This window comes from Mycolicibacterium bacteremicum, assembly GCF_002086115.1.
In the GTDB taxonomy this organism is placed as follows: Bacteria; Actinomycetota; Actinomycetes; order Mycobacteriales; family Mycobacteriaceae; genus Mycobacterium; species Mycobacterium bacteremicum.
Map to the genome: position 1 here is coordinate 20,947 of NZ_MVHJ01000018.1, position 18,183 is coordinate 39,129.

Below are 18,183 nucleotides of genomic sequence, written 5' to 3' on the forward strand. Positions count from 1 at the left end.
TGTGTACGTAGTCGTTTATAGTGCTACCTGCAGCAGTCGGCGTCGAGGGGTCGTCGACTCTGCACCATCGTTGCCTACCGGTTCTGGTCCGTCGATGACACAGCTACGCCGGCTCTGCGCCGTCGGCGCGATTCTCGCCGCGGCGGCCTGCGGTGCGCCAGAACCTCCCGCGCCCGGCCCGCCGGCACCCAGCGCGGCAACACCGGCCAATACGCCACGTCTCGCCGCACCGGCACCCGCACCCGCCGCCGTCACCCCCGCCGAGTTCGCACCGGTGGGTGCTGCCGTCGACGACGCGATCGCGGCGCACCGGTTGCCCGGCGCGGTGGTCCAGATCGGGCACGCCGGCCAGATCGTCTTCCGGCAGGCCTTCGGCCAACGCAAGCTCGCGACCGAACCGGGGCCCGACGGCAACCCAGGTGCGGCCGAGCCGATGACCACCGACACGATCTTCGACCTGGCGTCCCTGACCAAGAGCATCGCCACGACGACGGCGGTCATGCAGTTGCACGAACAGGGCAAGATCGGGCTCGACGAGCCGGTACAGACCTACCTGCCCGGGTTCAACCCGACCGGGGATCCGCGCCGCGCACAGGTCACGGTGCAGATGCTGCTCACCCACTCGTCCGGTATCGCCGGCGATCTCAGCCTCGACGGCCCGTGGGGGTTGGACCGGGCCGACAGGGCCGAGGGCATCCGCCGGGCCCAGGGCGCCTGGGTGGTGGGCGAGCCGGGCCAGAGCTTCCACTACTCCGACATCGGATTCATCCTGCTGGGCGCGATCGTCGAGAAGCTCACCAGCCGCGCCATCGACGAGCACGTGCAGAGCAACGTGTTCGGCCCGCTCGGTATGACCGAGACCCGCTACCTCCCGGTCGCCAAAGCGTGTGGGCCGCACCGGGTTCGCGGCACCGCGATCGTTGCCGACCCGGATGGGCCCCGGCCCGAGCACTGCCCGGCCGGTAGTTGGGACACCGATCTGTTGACCCGCGTCGCGCCCACCGCACGCGATGGGGACACCCCCGGGCTCAATCCCGACTTCGGGCAGCTGCTGCGGGGCACCGTGCACGACCCGACCGCCCGCCGGATGGGTGGCGCCACAGGCAGCGCCGGTGTCTTCACCACGGCCGACGATGTGGGGCGGTTCGCTCAGGCGTTGCTGGACCGGCTGGCCGGCCGGCCGAGTCCCTTCCCGCTGACGCAGGCCTCCGCGGAACTGATGACCAGCGGACACCGGCTCGCCGATGCCGACGTACGCGGACTCGGCTGGGATATCGACACGCCCCATTCCAGCCCGCGCGGCGCGCTGTTCCCGGTGGGCAGTTTCGGCCACACCGGGTTCACCGGCACGTCCCTGTGGATCGACCCGGGATCGGACACCTATGTGGTGGTGCTCGCCAACGTCATCCACCAACCCGGCGGGCCGCCCGTCGGGCCCCTCGCCGGCGAGATCGCCACGCACGCAGCGCAGGCGCTGCACCTCTACGGCTGACCGCCGGGAAGAAAACGCGCCGGCCGACGGTTGTAGCCGATATCGCAGCAGCAGTCAGATGGAAGAGGCGAAGAGCGATGAAGAAGATCGGATTGGCGGGAATCATCGCCGGAGCGTTCACCGCGGCGGTCGTCGGTTTGGCCGGGCCCGCGCAAGCCGAGGCGACGGTGCACATGCTCCCGCAGGCCCCTGGCGGGATCTACTACGACAATGACAACGACTACTACCCCTGGCGGGACCAGCTGTTCCCGACCGTGAAGGTGCCCCAGGTCGACACCTCGGTCCGGCACTGACCCGACCCCCTGCCACGAGGGCGCCCGCACCGCGGGCGCCCTCGTGCCATGTCGGGGTGGGGCCAGCCCTACCCTGAACACGCAGGCGCACGGGATGGGGGTGAGACCGGCAGATGCCTAGCGTCGACGTCGTGACCACCGCGCAACCCGCCGGGGTGATCCGCCAGCTCGGCGTCGACACCGGATACGTCCTGCTCGGCTTCCCCCTGGCCATCACCAGCTTCTGCTTCGCCGTCACCGGATTGTCGGCCGGGTTGGGGACCTTGGTGGTGGCCATCGGCGTGCCCGTCATCGTCGGCACGGTGCTGATCGCCCGCGTCCTCGCGGATATGGAACGCTTCCGGTATCCCGCGGTCACCCACACCGAGCGCACCCGGCCCGACTATCGCAAGGTCCCGCCCGGGTCCGGCCTCTGGAAACGGATGGTCAACCCGCTCGCCGACGCCCAGTCCTGGTTGGATGTGACGCACGCGTTGGCGCGCTTCCCGATCTCGGTGTTCACCTTCTGCGTGGTGGTGAGCTGGTGGGTGGTCGCGGTGGGCGGCACGCTGACGGTGCTGTGGGACTGGGCGATTCCGCGCGGGCCGGACAATCAGTCGCTGGCGCAGCTGGTCGGGCTCGGTGACAGCGCCGTCGCGCGCATCGGCTTCCAGACCGCCATCGGGGTGTTCTGTCTGATCACCCTGCCGCTCGTCGTGCGGGGCTGCGCGCTGCTGGAGGCCGCGTTCGCGCGGGTGCTGCTCACCGGCGTGGCAGAGATGCGCCAGACGATCACCGTTCTGACAGAACAGAAGTCGGCCGCGGCATCGGCTGAGGCGCATGCGCTGCGGCGCCTGGAGCGCGATATCCACGACGGGCCGCAGCAGCGACTGATCCGGCTCGCGATGGATCTGGGCCGGGCCCGCGCACACACCGAACCCGGACCGGGCCGCGACACCCTCGACGAGGCGATCGCCCAGACCCAGGAAACACTCAACGAACTGCGGGCGCTCTCGCGCGGGATCGCCCCACCGGTGCTGACCGATCGCGGCCTGCCGAGTGCGCTTGCGGCACTGGCCATCCGGTGTACGGTGCCGGTGGAGCTGACAGTGGACCCGGCGCTGGGAACCCCGCAGGGCCGCCTGGACGCCGCGGTCGAGACGGCGGTGTACTTCGCGGTGGCCGAGGCACTGACCAACGTCGCCAAGCACAGCGGCGCCACGACCTGCTGGGTCACGGTGGCGCGTGGTCCGGTCCGCGTCGGGGTGGAGATCGTCGACGACGGCGATGGGGGTGCGCACGTGGCCAAGGGGCACGGCCTGGCCGGCCTGGCCGACCGCATCCTGGGTGCCGGCGGCACACTGGACGTGATCAGCCCCGACGGCGGGCCGACGACGATCCGGGTGGAGCTGCCGTGCTGAGAGTGGTGGTCGCCGATGATTCGGTCCTGTTGCGGGAGGGGTTGATCCGCCTGCTCACCGAGAACGGGCACGAGGTGGTGGCCGCGGTGGGGGACGGTCCGGCGCTGGTGGACGCCATCGGCACACACCGGCCCGATGTGTCCGTGGTGGATGTCCGGATGCCGCCGTCACACACCGATGAGGGGCTGCGGGCGGCGGTGCAGGCCCGCCGGCTGGTCGCCCGGAGCCCGATCCTGGTGCTCTCGCAATACGTCGAGGTGTCCTACGCCGACGACCTGCTGGCCGACGGCGCGGGTGCGGTCGGCTATCTGCTCAAGGATCGCGTGGTGGCCGTCGGCGAGTTCCTCGACGCCGTCGCCCGGGTGGCCTCCGGCGGCACGGTGCTCGACCCCGATGTCGTCGCCCAGCTTCTGGTGCGCCGCCGCCGCGACGACCCGTTGCGGCAGTTGACCTTGCGCGAGCAGGAGGTGCTGGCATCGATGGCCGAGGGCCGCTCCAACACCAACATCGCCCGCACCCTGGTGATCACCGATGGTGCGGTGGAAAAGCACGTCACCAACATCTTCGCCAAGCTCGGACTGCCGCCCGACGGCGAGCAGCACCGGCGGGTCCTCGCGGTGTTGGCCTACCTGCGCGGCTGACCTCAGCGCGCCGGGACCGGCGCGCGGTGCTCGGCCTCCAGCTTGGTGCCCTCGATATCGAGGTCGGGAACGTATTTGTCGAACCACCGGGAGTGCGCCCACATCCGGTCGCCCAGCATCGCCATGACCGCCGGGATCAGCGTCAGCCGCACGACGAATGCGTCGAGGAAGACGCCGACCGCGAGCGTCAGACCGACGGATTTGATGATCGGGTCGCTGCCCGCCACGAAGGCGATGAACACACCGAACATGATCAGGGCGGCCGCCGTCACGACCCGCGCGGACAGGCCCAGCCCGCTGCGTACCGCGGCGGTGGCATCCTCGGTGCGGCCCAGTTCCTCCTTGATCCGCGACACCACGAACACCTCGTAGTCGCTGGACAACCCGAAGATGATGGCCAGCACGATGATCGGCAGGAAGCTGATGGTCTCGCCGGGGGTGATACCGAGCAGGCCTGCACCCCAACCCCATTGGAAGACGGCCACCTGAACACCCATGGCCGCGAACACCGAGAGCAGGAAGCCGACGATGGAGGTCAGCGGCACCAGGGCGGCGCGGAACGCGACCGTCAGCAGGATGAATGCCAGGCCGACGACCACCACCACGAAAATCGGCAGCGCGGTGGCCAACTTGTCCGAGGTGTCGATATTGGACGCGGTGGTGCCGCCGACGAGGAAGCTCGCGCCGGTACCCGCCTGGATCGTGTCGCGATCGGCCCGGATCTTGTTGACCAGATCAGCGGTCGCGGTGTCGTTGGGCCCGGTTTCGGGGATCACCTGGATCAACGCGGTGCGTTGGTCACCGCCCGCCGGGATGGCCGCGACCACGCCGGGCTCGCGGCCGATGTTGGCCGCGATGGTCCGTGCGGCATTCGGGTCGGTGGCCTGCGAGATGTCGGCCACCACCAGCAGCGGCCCGTTGAACCCGGGGCCGAGATGCTCGGCGGTCAGGTCGTAGGCCTGGCGCGAGGTGTTGGATTCCGGCTGCGATGATCCGCTGGGCAGGCCGAGATGCATTCCCAGCGCGGGCAATCCGATGACGACGAGGGCCGCCGACCCGGCGACCAGAAGCGGCTTGCGGAACCGCACCACGAACCGGGCCCAGGCGGCACCGAGGGTGCGCTGCGGTGTGTAGGCCGCGACCTGGGCGACCTCCTTGGGGCGGCCCGGCTGCAGCGGCGGTTCGATGAACTTCGCCACCTTGCCGCCGGCGAACCCGAACAGGGCCGGCAGCAGGGTCAGCGCGATGAGCATGGCGATGAAGACCGAAACGGCTGCGGCCACACCCATGTAGGTGAGGAACGGGATGCCGACGACCGCCAGACCGCACAGCGCGATCACGACCGTCAGTGCGGCGAACACGACCGATCCGCCCGCGGTGCCGGCCGCCAGGGCGGCGGCCTCCTCCCGGGGTTTGAGCAGCAGCAGGTTGTTGCGGTAGCGGTTCAGGATGAACAGCGCGTAGTCGATCCCGCAGGACAGCCCCAGCATCAGCGCCAGCGAGAGGGCGGCCGTGGGCATGTCGATGACGGCGGCGGAGATGAAGATGCCCAGCGCGCCGATTCCGACGCCGACGGCGGCGGTCAGGATCGGCAGGCCGGCCGCGACGACGGATCCGAAGGTGATCAGCAGGACCAGAAACGCCACGCTGATACCGATGATCTCGGGAAGGTGCGGGACGGCCACCTTGTAGCCCGGGAAGACCGCACCGGAGTACTCCACCTGCAGACCGGCATCCTGGGCGGGCTTCATGGCGTCTTCGAGCGCGGTCAACGCGGAATCGCTCACCTCGCCGATCGGGGCACGCCACTGGACGGTGCCGAGCGCGACGCGGCCGTCGGGTGACACCTGGCCGGTCTGGCCCGGCCCTGCCGCGGCGGCGATGTCGGGGATCGAACCCAGACCGGCCACCGCCCGCTCGATGGCCGGGGCCAGTCCGGGATCGGAGACCACCCGGCCCTCGGGCGCGGCGAACGTGATCTGCGTCTGTGCACCGCTGTAGGCGGGCAGCTTGGTTTGCAGTTGTTCGACGGCGCGTTGGGACTCGGTGCCGGGGATGGTGAAGTTGTCGCTGGGTTCACCGCGGAACCCGATGAACGCGGCGGCGACGCCGAGCAGGACCACCAGCCAGGTGCCGAGCACGAGCCAACGGCGGCGGAAGCTGAAGCCGCCCACGGCGAACAGGAAACGGGACATAGCGCTCCGTGTTCCCGGATAGTGCTTAGCTCATGCAGACAAATTGTGTGATCTGTATTTTCCGGTGGTGAACTGCGGCGTCAACGCGATTTCGGATCCGCATCGCGTTCGGCCTCGAGTTCGGGGTCGATGACGGCCGGGACTGGGCCGCCGCCCACCTGGTCGGCGAGTTCCAGCCCGGCGCCGGCGTACACGTTGAAGGCGATGTCCACGCCGTGCTCCCTGGCCCAGGCCACCTCGTCGTCGTAGCGGGCCACCGCGGCCACCGTGCCGCTGAAGCCGGACTCGCGCAGACAGTCCAGCGCGGTCACGTTGGCACCGTGGCGGGGCATGGCCAGGATCGCGATCCGTGCCGATTCCGAGTGCCGCAGCCGGTGCCAGAAGTCCAGGTCGGTGGCGTCGCCCTCGACGACGCGCAGACCCTCCTCGGCGAGCCGCTGGATCCGCCGACCGTCGTAGTCGACGCCGACCACCCGGTACCCGTAGTGATCGGTCAGCCGCTGGTAGGCCGCGAAACCCACCCGGCCCATCCCGATCACGACCACCTCGGCGTCGCCGGCGTCGACCGGACGCTCCTCGGGTTGCAGTCGCTGTTCGTCCTGGGCCGGGAGGCGGGCGGCGATCTTCTCCACCATCAGGTGGCCGCGGCCGTTCACCAGCGCCGAGACCACGAAACTCAAGGCCACCGCGATCGACATCTCCACCAGCCAGGCGGGTGCGAGCATGCCGGCCGATACCCCGACCGATACCACGATCAGGCCGAACTCCGAGTAGTTCATCAGGCTCAGCCCGGCCAGCAGCGAGGTGCGGTGCCGCAGCCGCATCAGTGACAACAGCGCGACGTACCACCCCGCCTTGAACGGCAACAGCAACACCATCAGCACCGCGACGCCGATGGTCGGCAGGTCCGGCAGCCCGGTCAGCCCGATCGACACAAAGAATCCGACCAGCAGCAGTTCCTTGATGTGGAACAGCGATCGCGCCAGTTCCGAGGACGCCGAATGCGAGGCCAGCAGGACGCCGATGATCAGTGCGCCCAGATCGCCCTTGAGCCCGACGGCCGAGAACAGCGCGTAACCCGGCACGAACGCCATCACGATGCCGAACAGCGACTGCATCTCTCCGTGCCCGAGCCGGGTCCAGATCTTGCGCAGCACCCGCGTCAGCGGCCACAGGCCGATCAGCGCCAGCGCCCACGGGCTGGGCAGGTGACCGCTCGTCGCGGTCAGGAACACCACGGCGACGATGTCCTGCATCACCAGGATGCCGATCGCGACGCGGCCGTAGAGCGCATGCGATTCACCGCGCTCCTCCAGGACCTTCACCACGAAGACGGTGCTGGAGAACGACAGCGCGAACGCCAGCAGCGCGATGGTCTGCAGGCTCTGTCCGGACAGCATGGCCATCCCGGCGACGGCCGCCACCCAAAGCGCGGCACCGCCGAGGACGACGCTGATGACCATGTGCACCGATGTCGTCAGCCAGACCTCGCGGCGCAGCAGGATCCGCACGTCGAGTTTGAGCCCGATGGCGAACAGCAGCAGGGTGACGCCGAGGTCGGCCAGGATCTCCAACTGCGGAATGTGCTCCACGTCAAGGGCATTGATGACGAAACCGGCCGCCAGGAACCCGACGAGTGGGGGCAGCCGGACCGCCATGGCGAGTCCGCCCAGCCCGAAGGTCACGACGAGATAGATGGCGACAGTCGTCATAGGCGGTTCGGGTCCTCCGGAGAGCTCGTCGGGGCGGGCGCGCTCTCAGTATCGCGACAACGGCGGCAGATCTCTCGCCGGCTAGGGGGCCGAACCGAGGTGGGCGAAGACCTTGTCCAGGGATTCGGTCATGGTGCGCTCCTCACCGGCGGCCCAGCGTCGCCAGGCGAGGTCGAGGCAGGCGAGGGCCGCGACGGTGACCGGGCGGGCCGCCCCGGGGGTGTCGATGCGGGCGGCGAGCACCGGGGTGAGCGCGTCCTCGTAGGCGAATCTGCGCTGCGCCATCCGGGTGCGCAGCGACACGGTGGCATTGATCATCCGCACCCGCGAACGCTCCAGCTCGGAATGTTCGTCGATATGGGTCAGTGCGTCGGCGAAGGCGCGCTGCATCAGCTGCCACGGGGTTTCCCCGGACCGGACCGGAAGACTCTGCAGGGTGGCGGCGTAGTCGATCGAGGACGCCTCGATTGCCGCGAGGACCGCGTCCTCCTTTGAGCCGAAGTATCGGAAGAAAGTGGCGCGGGAGATGCCGACCTCGCCGGCGGCCTCTTCGACCGTCACCGCGTCAAAACCACGGCGGGCGAACAGCTCGCTCATCGCCTGCGCGATCTCGGTGCGCAGGGCAAGACGTGCGCGCTCCCGTACTCCGGCGGCCATGGGGGCAAGAGTAGCTGAACTGATGCGGAATATCAGGAGAGGAACTGAGGCTTCAACTTGATACTCAGTCTCACGCGACGGTAGCGTGACTCGGGCACGGTGATGGAGGACGGTTGATGACAGTCGATACCCGGGCCGCGGTGGACACCCCGCCAGGCCCGTCCGGACCGATCGCGCGCAGCGGGCGGGTGGTGTCGGCCCTCGCGTTCGCCGGTATGACGGCGGCGTTCACCCAGACCATCCTGATCCCGATCCAGGGCGAGTTGCCGCAGTTGCTCGCCGCGTCCAGCAGCGACACCGCCTGGGTCATCACCATCACGCTCCTGGTCGCGGCCATCTGCACCCCCATCTCCGGCAAGCTCGGCGATATGTACGGCAAGCGCCGTATCGCGCTGAGCCTGCTCGGTGTGCTGATGTTCGGTTCGGTGGTTGCCGCGCTGTCCTCGACCGTGGCACCGCTGATCGTCGGCAGGGGACTGCAGGGTGTCGGCATGGGTGTCATCCCGCTCGGCATCGCCATCCTGCGTGACACGCTGTCCGCCGATCGCCTCGGTTCGGGCATCGCGTTGGTCAGCGCCACCCTCGGTGTCGGTGGTGCGCTGGGCCTGCCGATCAGTGCGTTCGTCACCGAGCATTTCGACTGGCATGTGCTGTTCTGGTTCGCCGCCGGCCTCGGCGCCATCGCCTTCACCCTGATGGCTACCCTGGTGCCGGAGAGCGGTCTACGCGCCGGGGGCCGGGTCGACGGTGTCGGCATCGTCGGCCTTGCCATCGGTCTTTCCGGTGTGCTGCTGGCCATCTCGCGTGGCAACGAGTGGGGCTGGACGTCGACACGCACCATCGGTGCCCTCGCCGGCGGTCTGGTCGTCCTGTTGATCTGGGGCTGGCTGGAGCTGCGCATCCGCGAACCGCTGGTGGATCTGCGGGTCAGCGCCCGCGCCCCGGTCCTGCTGACCAACCTGGCCTCGATCGCCATGGGCTTCGCCCTGTTCTCCTCCCAGATCGCCTTCCCGCAACTGCTCGAACTTCCGGTTCAGGCAGGCGGTTTGGGCATGCCGCTGCTGCAGGCGAGTCTGTATCTGATGCCGGCCGGGCTGGCCATGCTGGCCATGTCGCCGATCTCGGGCAGGCTGGGCCGGCTCTGGGGGCCCAAGCCGCTGCTGATCGCGGGCGCCTCGATCATGGGAACCGGGTACGTCGTGGCGGTGCTCGCCGACCTGCAGGCCGCGCACATACTGGTGATCAACGTGCTGATCGGCATCGGGATCGGCCTTGGTTACGCCGCCATGCCGACGCTGATCATGCGGGCCGTCCCGGCCTCGGAAACCGGCGCAGCCAACGGCCTGAACACCTTGATGCGTTCGCTCGGAACGGCCACCGCGGCCGCCGTGATCGCCGCGGTGCTCGCGCGGTCGGCAGTCCCGGTCGACGGATTCGCGATGCCCACCACCTCGGGTTTCCACACGGCTTTCCTGTTCGGCCTCGGCGCCGCCGTCTTGTGCACTGTCATCGCCGTTTTCATCCCGCAGTCCCGGCAGACCGCCGACGGGTGAACCTTGTTGTACACAGCCCCGGTTCCTGGGGATGCGCTGTACGCTTTCATCAATCCGATGAAAGGACCCCTGTGATCAAGTCACGTTTGACCGTCGCCGCACTGCTCGCCGGCGCTGGTGCTGTCGGCGCAATCATGGCCGCTCCGATGGCATCTGCCGAGCCCAGCTGCACGCAGGCCGGCAATATCGTCTCCGGAACCAGCACCGTGTGCCAGAGCCCGGGCAACGCGCAGATCACCAGCTCGCCCGGCCAGCTCGGCGAGACCCAGTGGGGGATGTGGCCCTGGGGCTACGGCGGCTACGGGGGCATCGGGATTCTCTGACCCCAGTTTCTGGCAAGCGCCGGCATCCGCGTCACGCGGGTGCCGGCGCTTACTTGTCGGTGGGTAGGCGCCGACCGAAACCGCGAAACCCGGATGGCGCTCGCGGCGCTCATCCGGGTTTCGATCGTGAATCGGGGACCGCGGTTGCGGTCAGAGGATGTCGACGTCTCCGTCGCCGTCGGTGTCACCGCAGCGGATGCGGATGTCCTGCAGCGGCTTCCGGATGTTCTTGAGCTCCGCGCCGGTCTGCGGATTGGCGTCGAAGTACTCGTTGACCTTCTGCTCCATCTGATCGTGCGGCAGGCCGTGCAGACTGGTGAAGAAATCGTTGACCGGCGGGTGGGTGAACAGGTAGGCCGAGGTCGCGGCCGAGACACCGGATTGCACGCCGGCCAGATCGGCTGCCGTGCAATTGGGCGGCGGGACGGGCTCGGCGAATGCGGACGGCGCGCCGGCGAGCAGCGTCGCACCGGTGACCGCGCCGGCTCCCAGGATTCCGATTACCGCACGACGGGCATTGAGCAACATTGATCGGCTCCTCTGTAGATCCGTGGTCAGGACGTGACGACGCGCCAGTGTGGTGCTGACGGTCAAAGCTAATCAGATCTTAGGTGCAGTTTCTCGGCTTGGGGCCAGACTGCCGAGTCGCGTCCGTCCCGGCTCGAGGTCGGGTGGCGGTGCCCGTGGTCGAACCGAGGTGCGCCGCAACACACATTTTTGACGCCACTGTCTATTTGCTCCCGGGAGTCCGCGTAGTCATCAGCTGGCCTTACGCACGAAATCCGGTTAGCAATATCATTGATTACGCAACAACCTTAGCTGATATCGCTACGGCAGTATCGGAATACCGCTTACAGTCTCGGTGGCCGAACAATGGGTGGTACAGACCCGCTCGGCCGGGTAGGGCGAGGGCGGTGGGCGCTGGGGAGCGCGGCCACGGCCCTCGATCGATGCGGGGGCACGGACCAGCTTGGAGAGAACTCTATGTGCGCAGCTCCCGCCCGACACCGCGTCGTGCCAGGCAACCGGCAACTGTGGCCGGCCAAAGAGCTACTCGCACAAGGTGATACCGGCGGTACCGCCAGGCACGCGCGGGATGCTTCGCGCCGCTACGCGCTGCACGTCGGTCGGGTGGGCGCATTGGCGGTGTCTCTCGGCGTCGGGATGGCGATCGCCGGCGCGGTCGCGCAACCCGCGCATGCGGACACCGGAAACGGCTCGTCCGCAACGGACACCAAGAGCGAATCCACGGCCTCGGACTCCGATTCCCGCTCGGCACCCCCACGCAAGCGGGGCCCCAAGACGGCCGTCACATCACGCCCCGCAACCGCACCCCAGCGCGACGACGCCGACCCGCAATCCTCCGCGCCGGGCGCCGACGTGGTACCGACGCAGGACTCGGACACCGACCCGATCGAGGCTCCCGACCCCACCGAGGTCCCCGAGCCCACCGAGGTCCCCGAACCCACCGAACCCACTGAAACCGCCACGCCGGTACGGCCCGCTCCGGAATCCCTCCCCACCACACCGGGCCGCACGACCCGACCGCACCTGCAGACGGTGCGCACCATGCAGGTCGAGACGGTGAGCACCGCCCTGGTGCAGCCCGCACAGCCGCTCGAAACCCAGCCGCCGGTCGACGGCGAGTCATCGGCCGAGCAGACCGCGCCCGCCGCCCCCGTTGCCGAATCGGTGCCGACGCCGTCGGTGCAGGAACCGGCACCGGCGGTCGGCACCGTCACGCCGAAGATGCGCGCCGCCGGCGTCACGCAGGGCACCCAGTCGGCCAACCCGCCGACGCCGCTGGACGTGCTGTTCAACTCGATGATGGCCTGGGTCGCCCGGCAGATCAGTCACACCTTCGTCAACCGCACGCCGGTCGCCGGACCGATCGGCTACGAGCAGAACGCGCTCGGACAGGTCTACATCGACCTGAACGCCACCGATCCCAACGGCGATGTGCTGACCTACGACATCATCCAGCCCGAAAAGGGTTGGGTGTACCGCGATCTGATCAGCGGGAAGTTCGTCTACACGCCGTGGGCGCTGGTCACCGGCCAGCCACTGGTGGACAGCTTCCAGATCGTGGTGCGCGATGACTCCGAGCACCTGCCCGGTGTCCTCGGCCAGATCCAAACCGTGGTCGAGACGGTCACCCGGTTTCTCGGCATCGCCCAGGCCGACAATCTGACGGTGACCGTGCCGGTGACGGTCGACCCCGTCTATCAGGCGCCGCCGCTGGTGACGCCCATCGTCGGTGGGGGTTATCAGCTCGGCGGCGCACCGGCCCCCATCGTGTCCACGGTCGACATCATCGACGGTGACTCCACGGGACTGAAGCGGGTGGTCATCAAGATCGCGACGCTCGCCCAGAGCGGGGACACGCTGACCTACACCGCGCCGGTGGACAGCCCGGTCATCGGCGAATGGGACGCCGAGACCCTGACCCTGACGTTGACCGGTGCCGGCACGCTCGAGCAGTACGAGGCCGCGGTCAGGGCGGTGACGTTCTCGGCCACCGAGGGCGCACTGCTGGCGCGCGGGATCACCATCTCGGCCACCGATTCCGATGACGTCGAGAACATCGCGCCGGGCTTCGTGACCGTCGCGGTGTGGGCGCCGCCCACCCTGCCACCCCTGGTGACGCCGATTGCCGGTGGCGGCTTCACCATCGGGGGCAGTCCGGTCAGGATCGTGTCGGCGGTGGACATCGTCGACGGTGACTCGGGCCGGTTGTCGAAGGTGGTGGTGCGGATCGCAACGCTCGGGCAGAGCGGTGATGTGCTGGGTTACGTTGCACCGAACGGCAATCCGGTCATCGGGACGTGGGATGCCGCGGCGCGGACGTTGACGTTGACCGGTGATGCGACGCTGGCCCAGTACGAGGAGGCGGTCAAGGCCGTGACCTTCTCCGCGACGCAGGGCGCGGCCCTGGTGCGCGGGTTGACCATCTCGGCCACCGACGAGCACGGTATCTCCACCATCGCACCCGGCTTCGTCACGGTGGCCGTGTCCTCACCGACGCGGCTGGTGCCGCTGGTCACGCCGATCGGGGGCCGCTCCTACACCGTCGGTGGTGCACCGGTGAATCCCGTTGCGGCGGTGAGTATCGTCGACGCCGACTCCAGTCACCTGCAGAAGGTGACCGTGCGCGTCACCACCTTTGGCAAGGATGGCGACACGCTGTCCTACGCCGGGCTGCCGGACAACCCGGTGACCGCCGGTTACGACGCGGCGAACCGGACACTGACCCTGTCCGGGGTCGCCACCAAGCAGCAGTACGAGGACGCACTGAAGGCGGTCACCTTCACCGCCACGCAGGGAACGTGGACCACCCGCACGATCCTGATCGTGGCCACCGACACCGACGGGGTGAACAGCGCTGCCGGGTCGTTGACCTTGTCGGTCTGGTAGCCAACCATGGGTGTGTGAACCACGCCCTGGTGACCCGCGACGAGATCATCGCAGCGTTCGAGCGGCTTGCCACGGTGATCCGGGAGACGCCGGTACTCGCCTCCCGGGTGCTGTCGGAACGGACCGGCCGCCAGGTCTGGCTAAAGTGTGAGAACCTGCAGCGCACAGGATCGTTCAAGCCACGCGGCGCCTACAACCGGATCGCCAACCTGGACCCGGCGCAGCGGGCGCAGGGGGTGGTGGCGGCCAGTGCGGGCAACCACGCCCAGGGCGTGGCGTGGGCCGCCGGTGCGCTCGGGATCGAGGCCACGGTGTTCATGCCGGAGAACGCCGCCCTGCCCAAGGTCGTCGCGACCAAGGCCTACGGCGGCCGGGTGCATCTGTCCGGCGCGACGCTCGCCGAGGCGCTGGAGGCCGCGGCCGACTTCGCGGCGGAGACCGGCGCGGTGTTGATCCACCCGTTCGACCACATCGACGTGGTGGCGGGGCAGGCGGGCGTGGGCATCGAGATCCTGCGCCAGATCCCGGATGTGGCAACGATTCTGGTGCCCACCGGTGGCGGGGGACTGGTGGCCGGGATCGCCGCGGCCATGCACCACCTCGCGCCGCAGGTCCGGGTGATCGGCGTGCAGGCCGAGGGGGCGGCCGCCTGGCCTGCCTCGCTGAGCGCGGGCGAACCCGTTCGTGCACAGTCGGTCTCGACGATGGCCGACGGCATCGCGGTGCCCCTCCCGGGACGGGTACCCTTCGCCGCGGTGCAGGCGTACGTCGACACCATCGTGACGGTCAGCGAGGAGGCGCTGTCCGGGGCGCTGCTGCTCTGCCTGGAACGGGCGAAGATGCTCGTCGAACCCGCGGGGGCGGCGGCGGTGGCCGCCCTGATGACCGCGGAACTCGACATCCGCGGCCCGGTGTGCGCGGTGCTCTCGGGCGGCAACATCGATCCGCTGGTGCTGACCCACGTGATGAACCACGGGCTGCGGGCCGCCGGGCGCTATCTCGTCGTCAAGGCCGTCATCGCCGACCGCCCCGGTGGGTTGAGCGGACTGTTGAACATCGTCAGCGCAGGCGGGGCGAGCGTGCTGGATGTCGTGCACCGCCGGACCGCGCCCACGCTGGGGCTCGATGAGGTGGAGGTCATGCTCACGGTCGAGACGCGCGGCAGCGCACACCGCGAAGCCGTGCTGGCGGCCCTGGCCGAGGCCGGGGTGCGGGCCACCGTCGAGGACGACCGGGTCAGCTGAACCGGACGTTGAGCGTGGCCAGTCCGAAGATCTTGCGGCCGCCGGACTTGGCGCCGACCAGCACGACCCCGGTGCGCGTCGCGGGATCCAGCGATTTGATCTTGCCGGTGAACTCGATCTCGGTGCCGCCGGCCGGCACGATCGCGGGTTGCGAGAGGCGCACCGCATAGCGGGTCACCGCGCCGGGGTCACCGGACCAGGCCGAACCGAAGCTGTTGCCCAGCCCCATGGTCAGCATGCCGTGGGCCAGCACATCATCCTGGCCGGCCAGTTTGGCGATGTTCTCGTCCCAGTGCAGCGGATTGGCGTCACCGGCGACACCGGCGTAGTTGACCAGATCGCCGCGGGACAGCCGGGCCTGGTGCGACGGCAGTTCGTCGCCGACCTTGACGTCGTCGAAGGACGGCGAGGCGGGGGTGCGGGTGCTGCCGTCGGCGATCGTCACGGTGCCCTCGGGACGAACCGTCTTCTCGTACGGCGCCCCCGATTCCTCGGCGCCGAGCATGTTGATGCCGTGCATCATGACGCCCTGCACGGCGGGTCGGATGGCGGCGTCGACCTCCTCGGCGCCGACCCCGACGACGGTGGTGTGCAGGGTGTGCACCACCTCGCCCGCGGTGTCGGTGAAGGTGTTGGTGACGGTGATCAGGTCGCGGCCGGCGATGCGGCGCACCGAGGCCAGTTCGATGTCGATGGTCAGCTCGTCACCCTCGACGATCGGCCGGTGCTGTTCGAAGACCTCCTCGGTCTGCAGATACATGTCGTAGCCGACCACGATCTGCTCGAACATGCGTTGGTTGCAGGCCATGGCCGGGGCGGAGGTGAAGGTCAGCGGAGCGACCAGACCCGGATAACCCAGCGCGCGCGCGGCGGCGAGGTCCCAGTGCGCGGGGTGCTTGTCCTGGACCGCGCGGGCGAATTCACGGATCTTCTCGCGGCCCACCAGATAGGTGCCGTCCATCTGGTAGTAGTGGCCGACCCGGGCTTGGAGTGTCGACGCTTCTGCTGCTGCGGTCATGATGGGGCTCAAATCTTCTATCTGCATATTTGCTGACGCTGACCTGAGCACCCTAACGCGCAGCGGCTAGGGTGCCGGAATCCGGGGATCGACGGTGTAACGGCCGCCGGGGTCCTGGCAGAAGAAGAGTCCGCAGTTGAACGGCGGTCGGGTCAGGTTCTCCAGCGGGATCTCGGCGGGTGTTCGGCATGGGTGACTCCTCATGGTGTGCGCCGCGGGTGCGGGGCGTCGATGAGGGAATTTCACCGGAGGGCCGGACCTACCGATCCCAACTTCAGGCGGCCCGGTCACCCGACGAAGTGCCGCAACGCCGCCACCATGATCTCCGGCTGATCCTCGGGGATCAGGGTCCACGAGTCCTCGACGATCTCCTTGGTCGCATTCGGGAAGAGCTCCACCAATCGGTCGGCGTGTGCGGGCGGCATCATCCGGTCCTCGCGCGCCCACAGCACCAGCACCGGCTTGGTGAAGCGCCGCATCCGCTGCGAGAGCTCGAGCAGGTGGCGCCGCGACGGCGCACCGGTGGTGAACTTGACCAGATCGCGGCGCACGGCCGGGTCGCGGACCGCGGGTTCGAACCAGTCGTCGAAGAGGGCGTCGGGCAGGCCGCGTTTGGTCAGCCCGCCATAGGCCCGCGTGCTGTGCCGGAAGAATTTCGTGCCCAGCAGCCTGGTCAGTACCCAGCCGCCACCGGGGAGGCGGCACAGCATGGCCGCCGGGCGGGCGGGTGCGGGCGGATAGTTGTCGAACGCGGTGCACGAGGCGAGCACCAGCCGGCCCAGGCGTTCGTCGCGGCCGTCGGAGATGAGGAACTGGCCGCCGCCCCAGTCGTTGAGCACCAGCGTGACGTCCCGCAGGTCCAGGGCGTCCAGCACGTCGGCGAGGATGGCGGCCACGCCCTGCTCGGTGAGGTCGGCCTCGGGGCGCATCGCCTGTTTGTGCGCACCCATCGGCAGTGTCGGTGTGATGCAACGGTATTCGGGCAGCTGTGGGATCACCTTGCGCCATTGCCTGCCGTCCATCAGCAGGCCGTGCCCGAAGACGAGGACCGGGCCGTCGCCGCCGGTGTCCTGGTAGGCGATGCGGCCGGACGGCACGTCGACATAGGGCATGCGATCTCCTAGATAGATCGTTCTATTTTGCCTGACGATATGCTCACAGCGCGCGCCGTGCAAGAAGGAGAGTGGAGATGGCCGACCCGGGTACCCGCGACCGGATCCTGACCGCGACCGCCGAGTTGTACCGCAGGCAGGGCATGGCGGCCACCGGTCTCAAGCAGATCTCCGCGGCGGCCAGGGCCCCGTTCGGGTCGATCTACCACCACTTCCCGGGCGGTAAGGAAGCCATCACCGCGGAGGTCATCCGCGCCGAGGGCGTCCGCTACGGCAGATTCGTCGGGGCGCAACTCTCGGTCACCGATCCCGCCGACGGCATCGAGGAACTGTTCGCCGGCGCGGGCCGGCTGATGGAGGAGCAGGACTACAGCGAGGCGTGCTCCATCGAGACGATCGCGCTGGAGGTGGCGAGCACCAATGACACCCTGCGGCGAGAATCGGCCACGGTCTTCCAGACCTGGGTGGACGGGATCACCGAGTGGTTCGGCCAACTCGACATCGACGGCGAACAGAGCCGGCGGCTGGCGCTGATCACCCTCACCGCGCTCGAGGGGGCCTTCGTGCTGTGCCGCACCCTGCGTTCGGTCGAACCGATCATCGCCGCCGGACGCGGTGTGCAGGCCGCGGTCAACGAGGTGCTGGCGCAGTGATGTCCTTACAGAAGAAGACCCGGTCGAATCCGTCCTCGGTGCGACGGCCCACCTCGGCGTAACCCAACCGCGGGTACATCCTCAGATTCTCGGTCATCGCGGCGTTGGTGTAGAGCCGGATCTGGGCGAATCCGCCTTGGCGCGCCTGTCTTTCGGCGTGATCGAGTAACCGTCGGCCGAATCCGTGTCCATGCCACCGGGGGTCCACGGCGACGTTCTCGATCAACAGGTGATCGGCTGCCGGGATCGCGACCAGCACCCCCACGACGGCGTCCGCGTCGAGCAGGACATGGGTGTGCGGCAACAGCGCGCGGTGATCGGCGGTCATCGGGGCGGGGGCGCGGCCGATGCGGGCGATGTACGGGCGGTAGGCGGCCGCGACGATGTGCTCGACGGCGGTGATGTCGTCGGCCGTCGCGGCGCGGATGGAACTGCTCACGCCAGGCAATCTAGTCTCGGCCTCTCTAGGCTGGAGA

General features: G+C 68.9%; 16 protein-coding genes. 9 read left to right on the plus strand and 7 right to left on the minus strand.

Annotated elements, in window-relative coordinates; genetic code table 11:
- Positions 1 to 94 precede the first annotated feature (94 nt).
- From BST17_RS19325 to BST17_RS19340, 4 genes are all read left to right on the plus strand, one after another.
- Positions 95 to 1,492 (plus strand): serine hydrolase domain-containing protein, encoded by a 1,398-nt coding sequence (locus BST17_RS19325; RefSeq protein WP_083060521.1) that lies wholly within the window; start codon positions 95 to 97, stop codon positions 1,490 to 1,492.
- A gap of 77 nt (positions 1,493 to 1,569) precedes the next feature.
- Positions 1,570 to 1,785: a hypothetical protein gene (locus BST17_RS19330; RefSeq protein ID WP_083060522.1), complete on the plus strand. Its 216-nt coding sequence runs from the start codon at positions 1,570 to 1,572 to the stop codon at positions 1,783 to 1,785.
- A gap of 131 nt (positions 1,786 to 1,916) precedes the next feature.
- A complete protein-coding gene (locus BST17_RS19335; protein ID WP_234807736.1) occupies positions 1,917 to 3,185 on the plus strand; it encodes a sensor histidine kinase in 1,269 nt (422 codons plus the stop codon).
- Positions 3,182 to 3,826 (plus strand): response regulator transcription factor, encoded by a 645-nt coding sequence (locus BST17_RS19340; protein WP_083060586.1) that lies wholly within the window; start codon positions 3,182 to 3,184, stop codon positions 3,824 to 3,826. Before BST17_RS19335 ends, BST17_RS19340 begins: the two co-directional genes overlap by 4 nt.
- A 2-nt stretch (positions 3,827 to 3,828) precedes the next feature.
- Here BST17_RS19340 and BST17_RS19345 read toward each other — a convergent pair whose 3' ends face one another.
- The 3 genes from BST17_RS19345 to BST17_RS19355 form a co-directional block, all read right to left on the minus strand.
- A complete protein-coding gene (locus BST17_RS19345) occupies positions 3,829 to 6,021 on the minus strand; it encodes an MMPL family transporter (RefSeq protein ID WP_083060524.1) in 2,193 nt (730 codons plus the stop codon).
- Between the two features lie 80 nt (positions 6,022 to 6,101).
- Entirely contained in the window at positions 6,102 to 7,733 is a 1,632-nt protein-coding gene (locus BST17_RS19350; RefSeq protein ID WP_083060525.1) for a cation:proton antiporter domain-containing protein, read from the minus strand.
- A gap of 81 nt (positions 7,734 to 7,814) precedes the next feature.
- On the minus strand, positions 7,815 to 8,390 hold the full coding sequence (locus BST17_RS19355) for a TetR family transcriptional regulator (RefSeq protein ID WP_083060526.1): 576 nt from the start codon (positions 8,388 to 8,390) through the stop codon (positions 7,815 to 7,817).
- 116 nt (positions 8,391 to 8,506) lie between these two features.
- Here BST17_RS19355 and BST17_RS19360 point away from each other — a divergent pair, with 116 nt between their 5' ends.
- Together BST17_RS19360 and BST17_RS19365 are read left to right on the plus strand one after the other, a co-directional pair.
- The gene (locus BST17_RS19360) at positions 8,507 to 9,943 is read left to right on the plus strand and encodes an MFS transporter (protein ID WP_234807737.1); all 1,437 of its coding nucleotides are present in this window, start codon (positions 8,507 to 8,509) and stop codon (positions 9,941 to 9,943) included.
- A gap of 71 nt (positions 9,944 to 10,014) precedes the next feature.
- Positions 10,015 to 10,266 carry a hypothetical protein gene (locus tag BST17_RS19365; RefSeq protein ID WP_083060527.1) on the plus strand — a complete coding sequence of 84 codons (252 nt, stop codon included), beginning with the start codon at positions 10,015 to 10,017 and terminating at the stop codon, positions 10,264 to 10,266.
- A 150-nt stretch (positions 10,267 to 10,416) separates the two neighbouring features.
- On the opposite strand, the gene BST17_RS19370 is transcribed toward BST17_RS19365, so the two are convergent.
- Positions 10,417 to 10,794, minus strand: a complete 378-nt coding sequence (locus tag BST17_RS19370) for a heme-binding protein (protein ID WP_083060528.1) — start codon at positions 10,792 to 10,794, stop codon at positions 10,417 to 10,419.
- A gap of 618 nt (positions 10,795 to 11,412) precedes the next feature.
- Between BST17_RS19370 and BST17_RS19375 the strand changes: the two genes are divergently transcribed.
- Both BST17_RS19375 and ilvA read left to right on the plus strand, forming a co-directional pair.
- Complete coding sequence (locus BST17_RS19375) at positions 11,413 to 13,680, plus strand: hypothetical protein (protein WP_133053554.1); 2,268 nt, start codon at positions 11,413 to 11,415, stop codon at positions 13,678 to 13,680.
- Between the two features lie 14 nt (positions 13,681 to 13,694).
- Entirely contained in the window at positions 13,695 to 14,924 is a 1,230-nt protein-coding gene (ilvA, locus tag BST17_RS19380) for a threonine ammonia-lyase (protein WP_083060530.1), read from the plus strand.
- Here ilvA and BST17_RS19385 read toward each other — a convergent pair.
- Both BST17_RS19385 and BST17_RS19390 read right to left on the minus strand, forming a co-directional pair.
- A complete protein-coding gene (locus BST17_RS19385) occupies positions 14,917 to 15,942 on the minus strand; it encodes a fused (3R)-hydroxyacyl-ACP dehydratase subunits HadA/HadB (protein ID WP_083060531.1) in 1,026 nt (341 codons plus the stop codon). The genes ilvA and BST17_RS19385 overlap by 8 nt on opposite strands.
- Positions 15,943 to 16,229: 287 nt before the next feature.
- Positions 16,230 to 17,054, minus strand: coding sequence for an alpha/beta fold hydrolase (locus BST17_RS19390; RefSeq protein ID WP_083060532.1), 825 nt, complete (start codon positions 17,052 to 17,054; stop codon positions 16,230 to 16,232).
- A gap of 77 nt (positions 17,055 to 17,131) precedes the next feature.
- On the opposite strand from BST17_RS19390, the gene BST17_RS19395 reads away from it, so the two are divergent.
- Positions 17,132 to 17,707, plus strand: coding sequence for a TetR/AcrR family transcriptional regulator (locus BST17_RS19395; protein ID WP_083060588.1), 576 nt, complete (start codon positions 17,132 to 17,134; stop codon positions 17,705 to 17,707).
- Here BST17_RS19395 and BST17_RS19400 read toward each other — a convergent pair.
- Positions 17,685 to 18,146, minus strand: coding sequence for a GNAT family N-acetyltransferase (locus tag BST17_RS19400; RefSeq protein ID WP_083060533.1), 462 nt, complete (start codon positions 18,144 to 18,146; stop codon positions 17,685 to 17,687). The two genes, BST17_RS19395 and BST17_RS19400, sit on opposite strands and share 23 nt — an antisense overlap.
- Between the last annotated feature and the right edge of the window lie 37 nt (positions 18,147 to 18,183).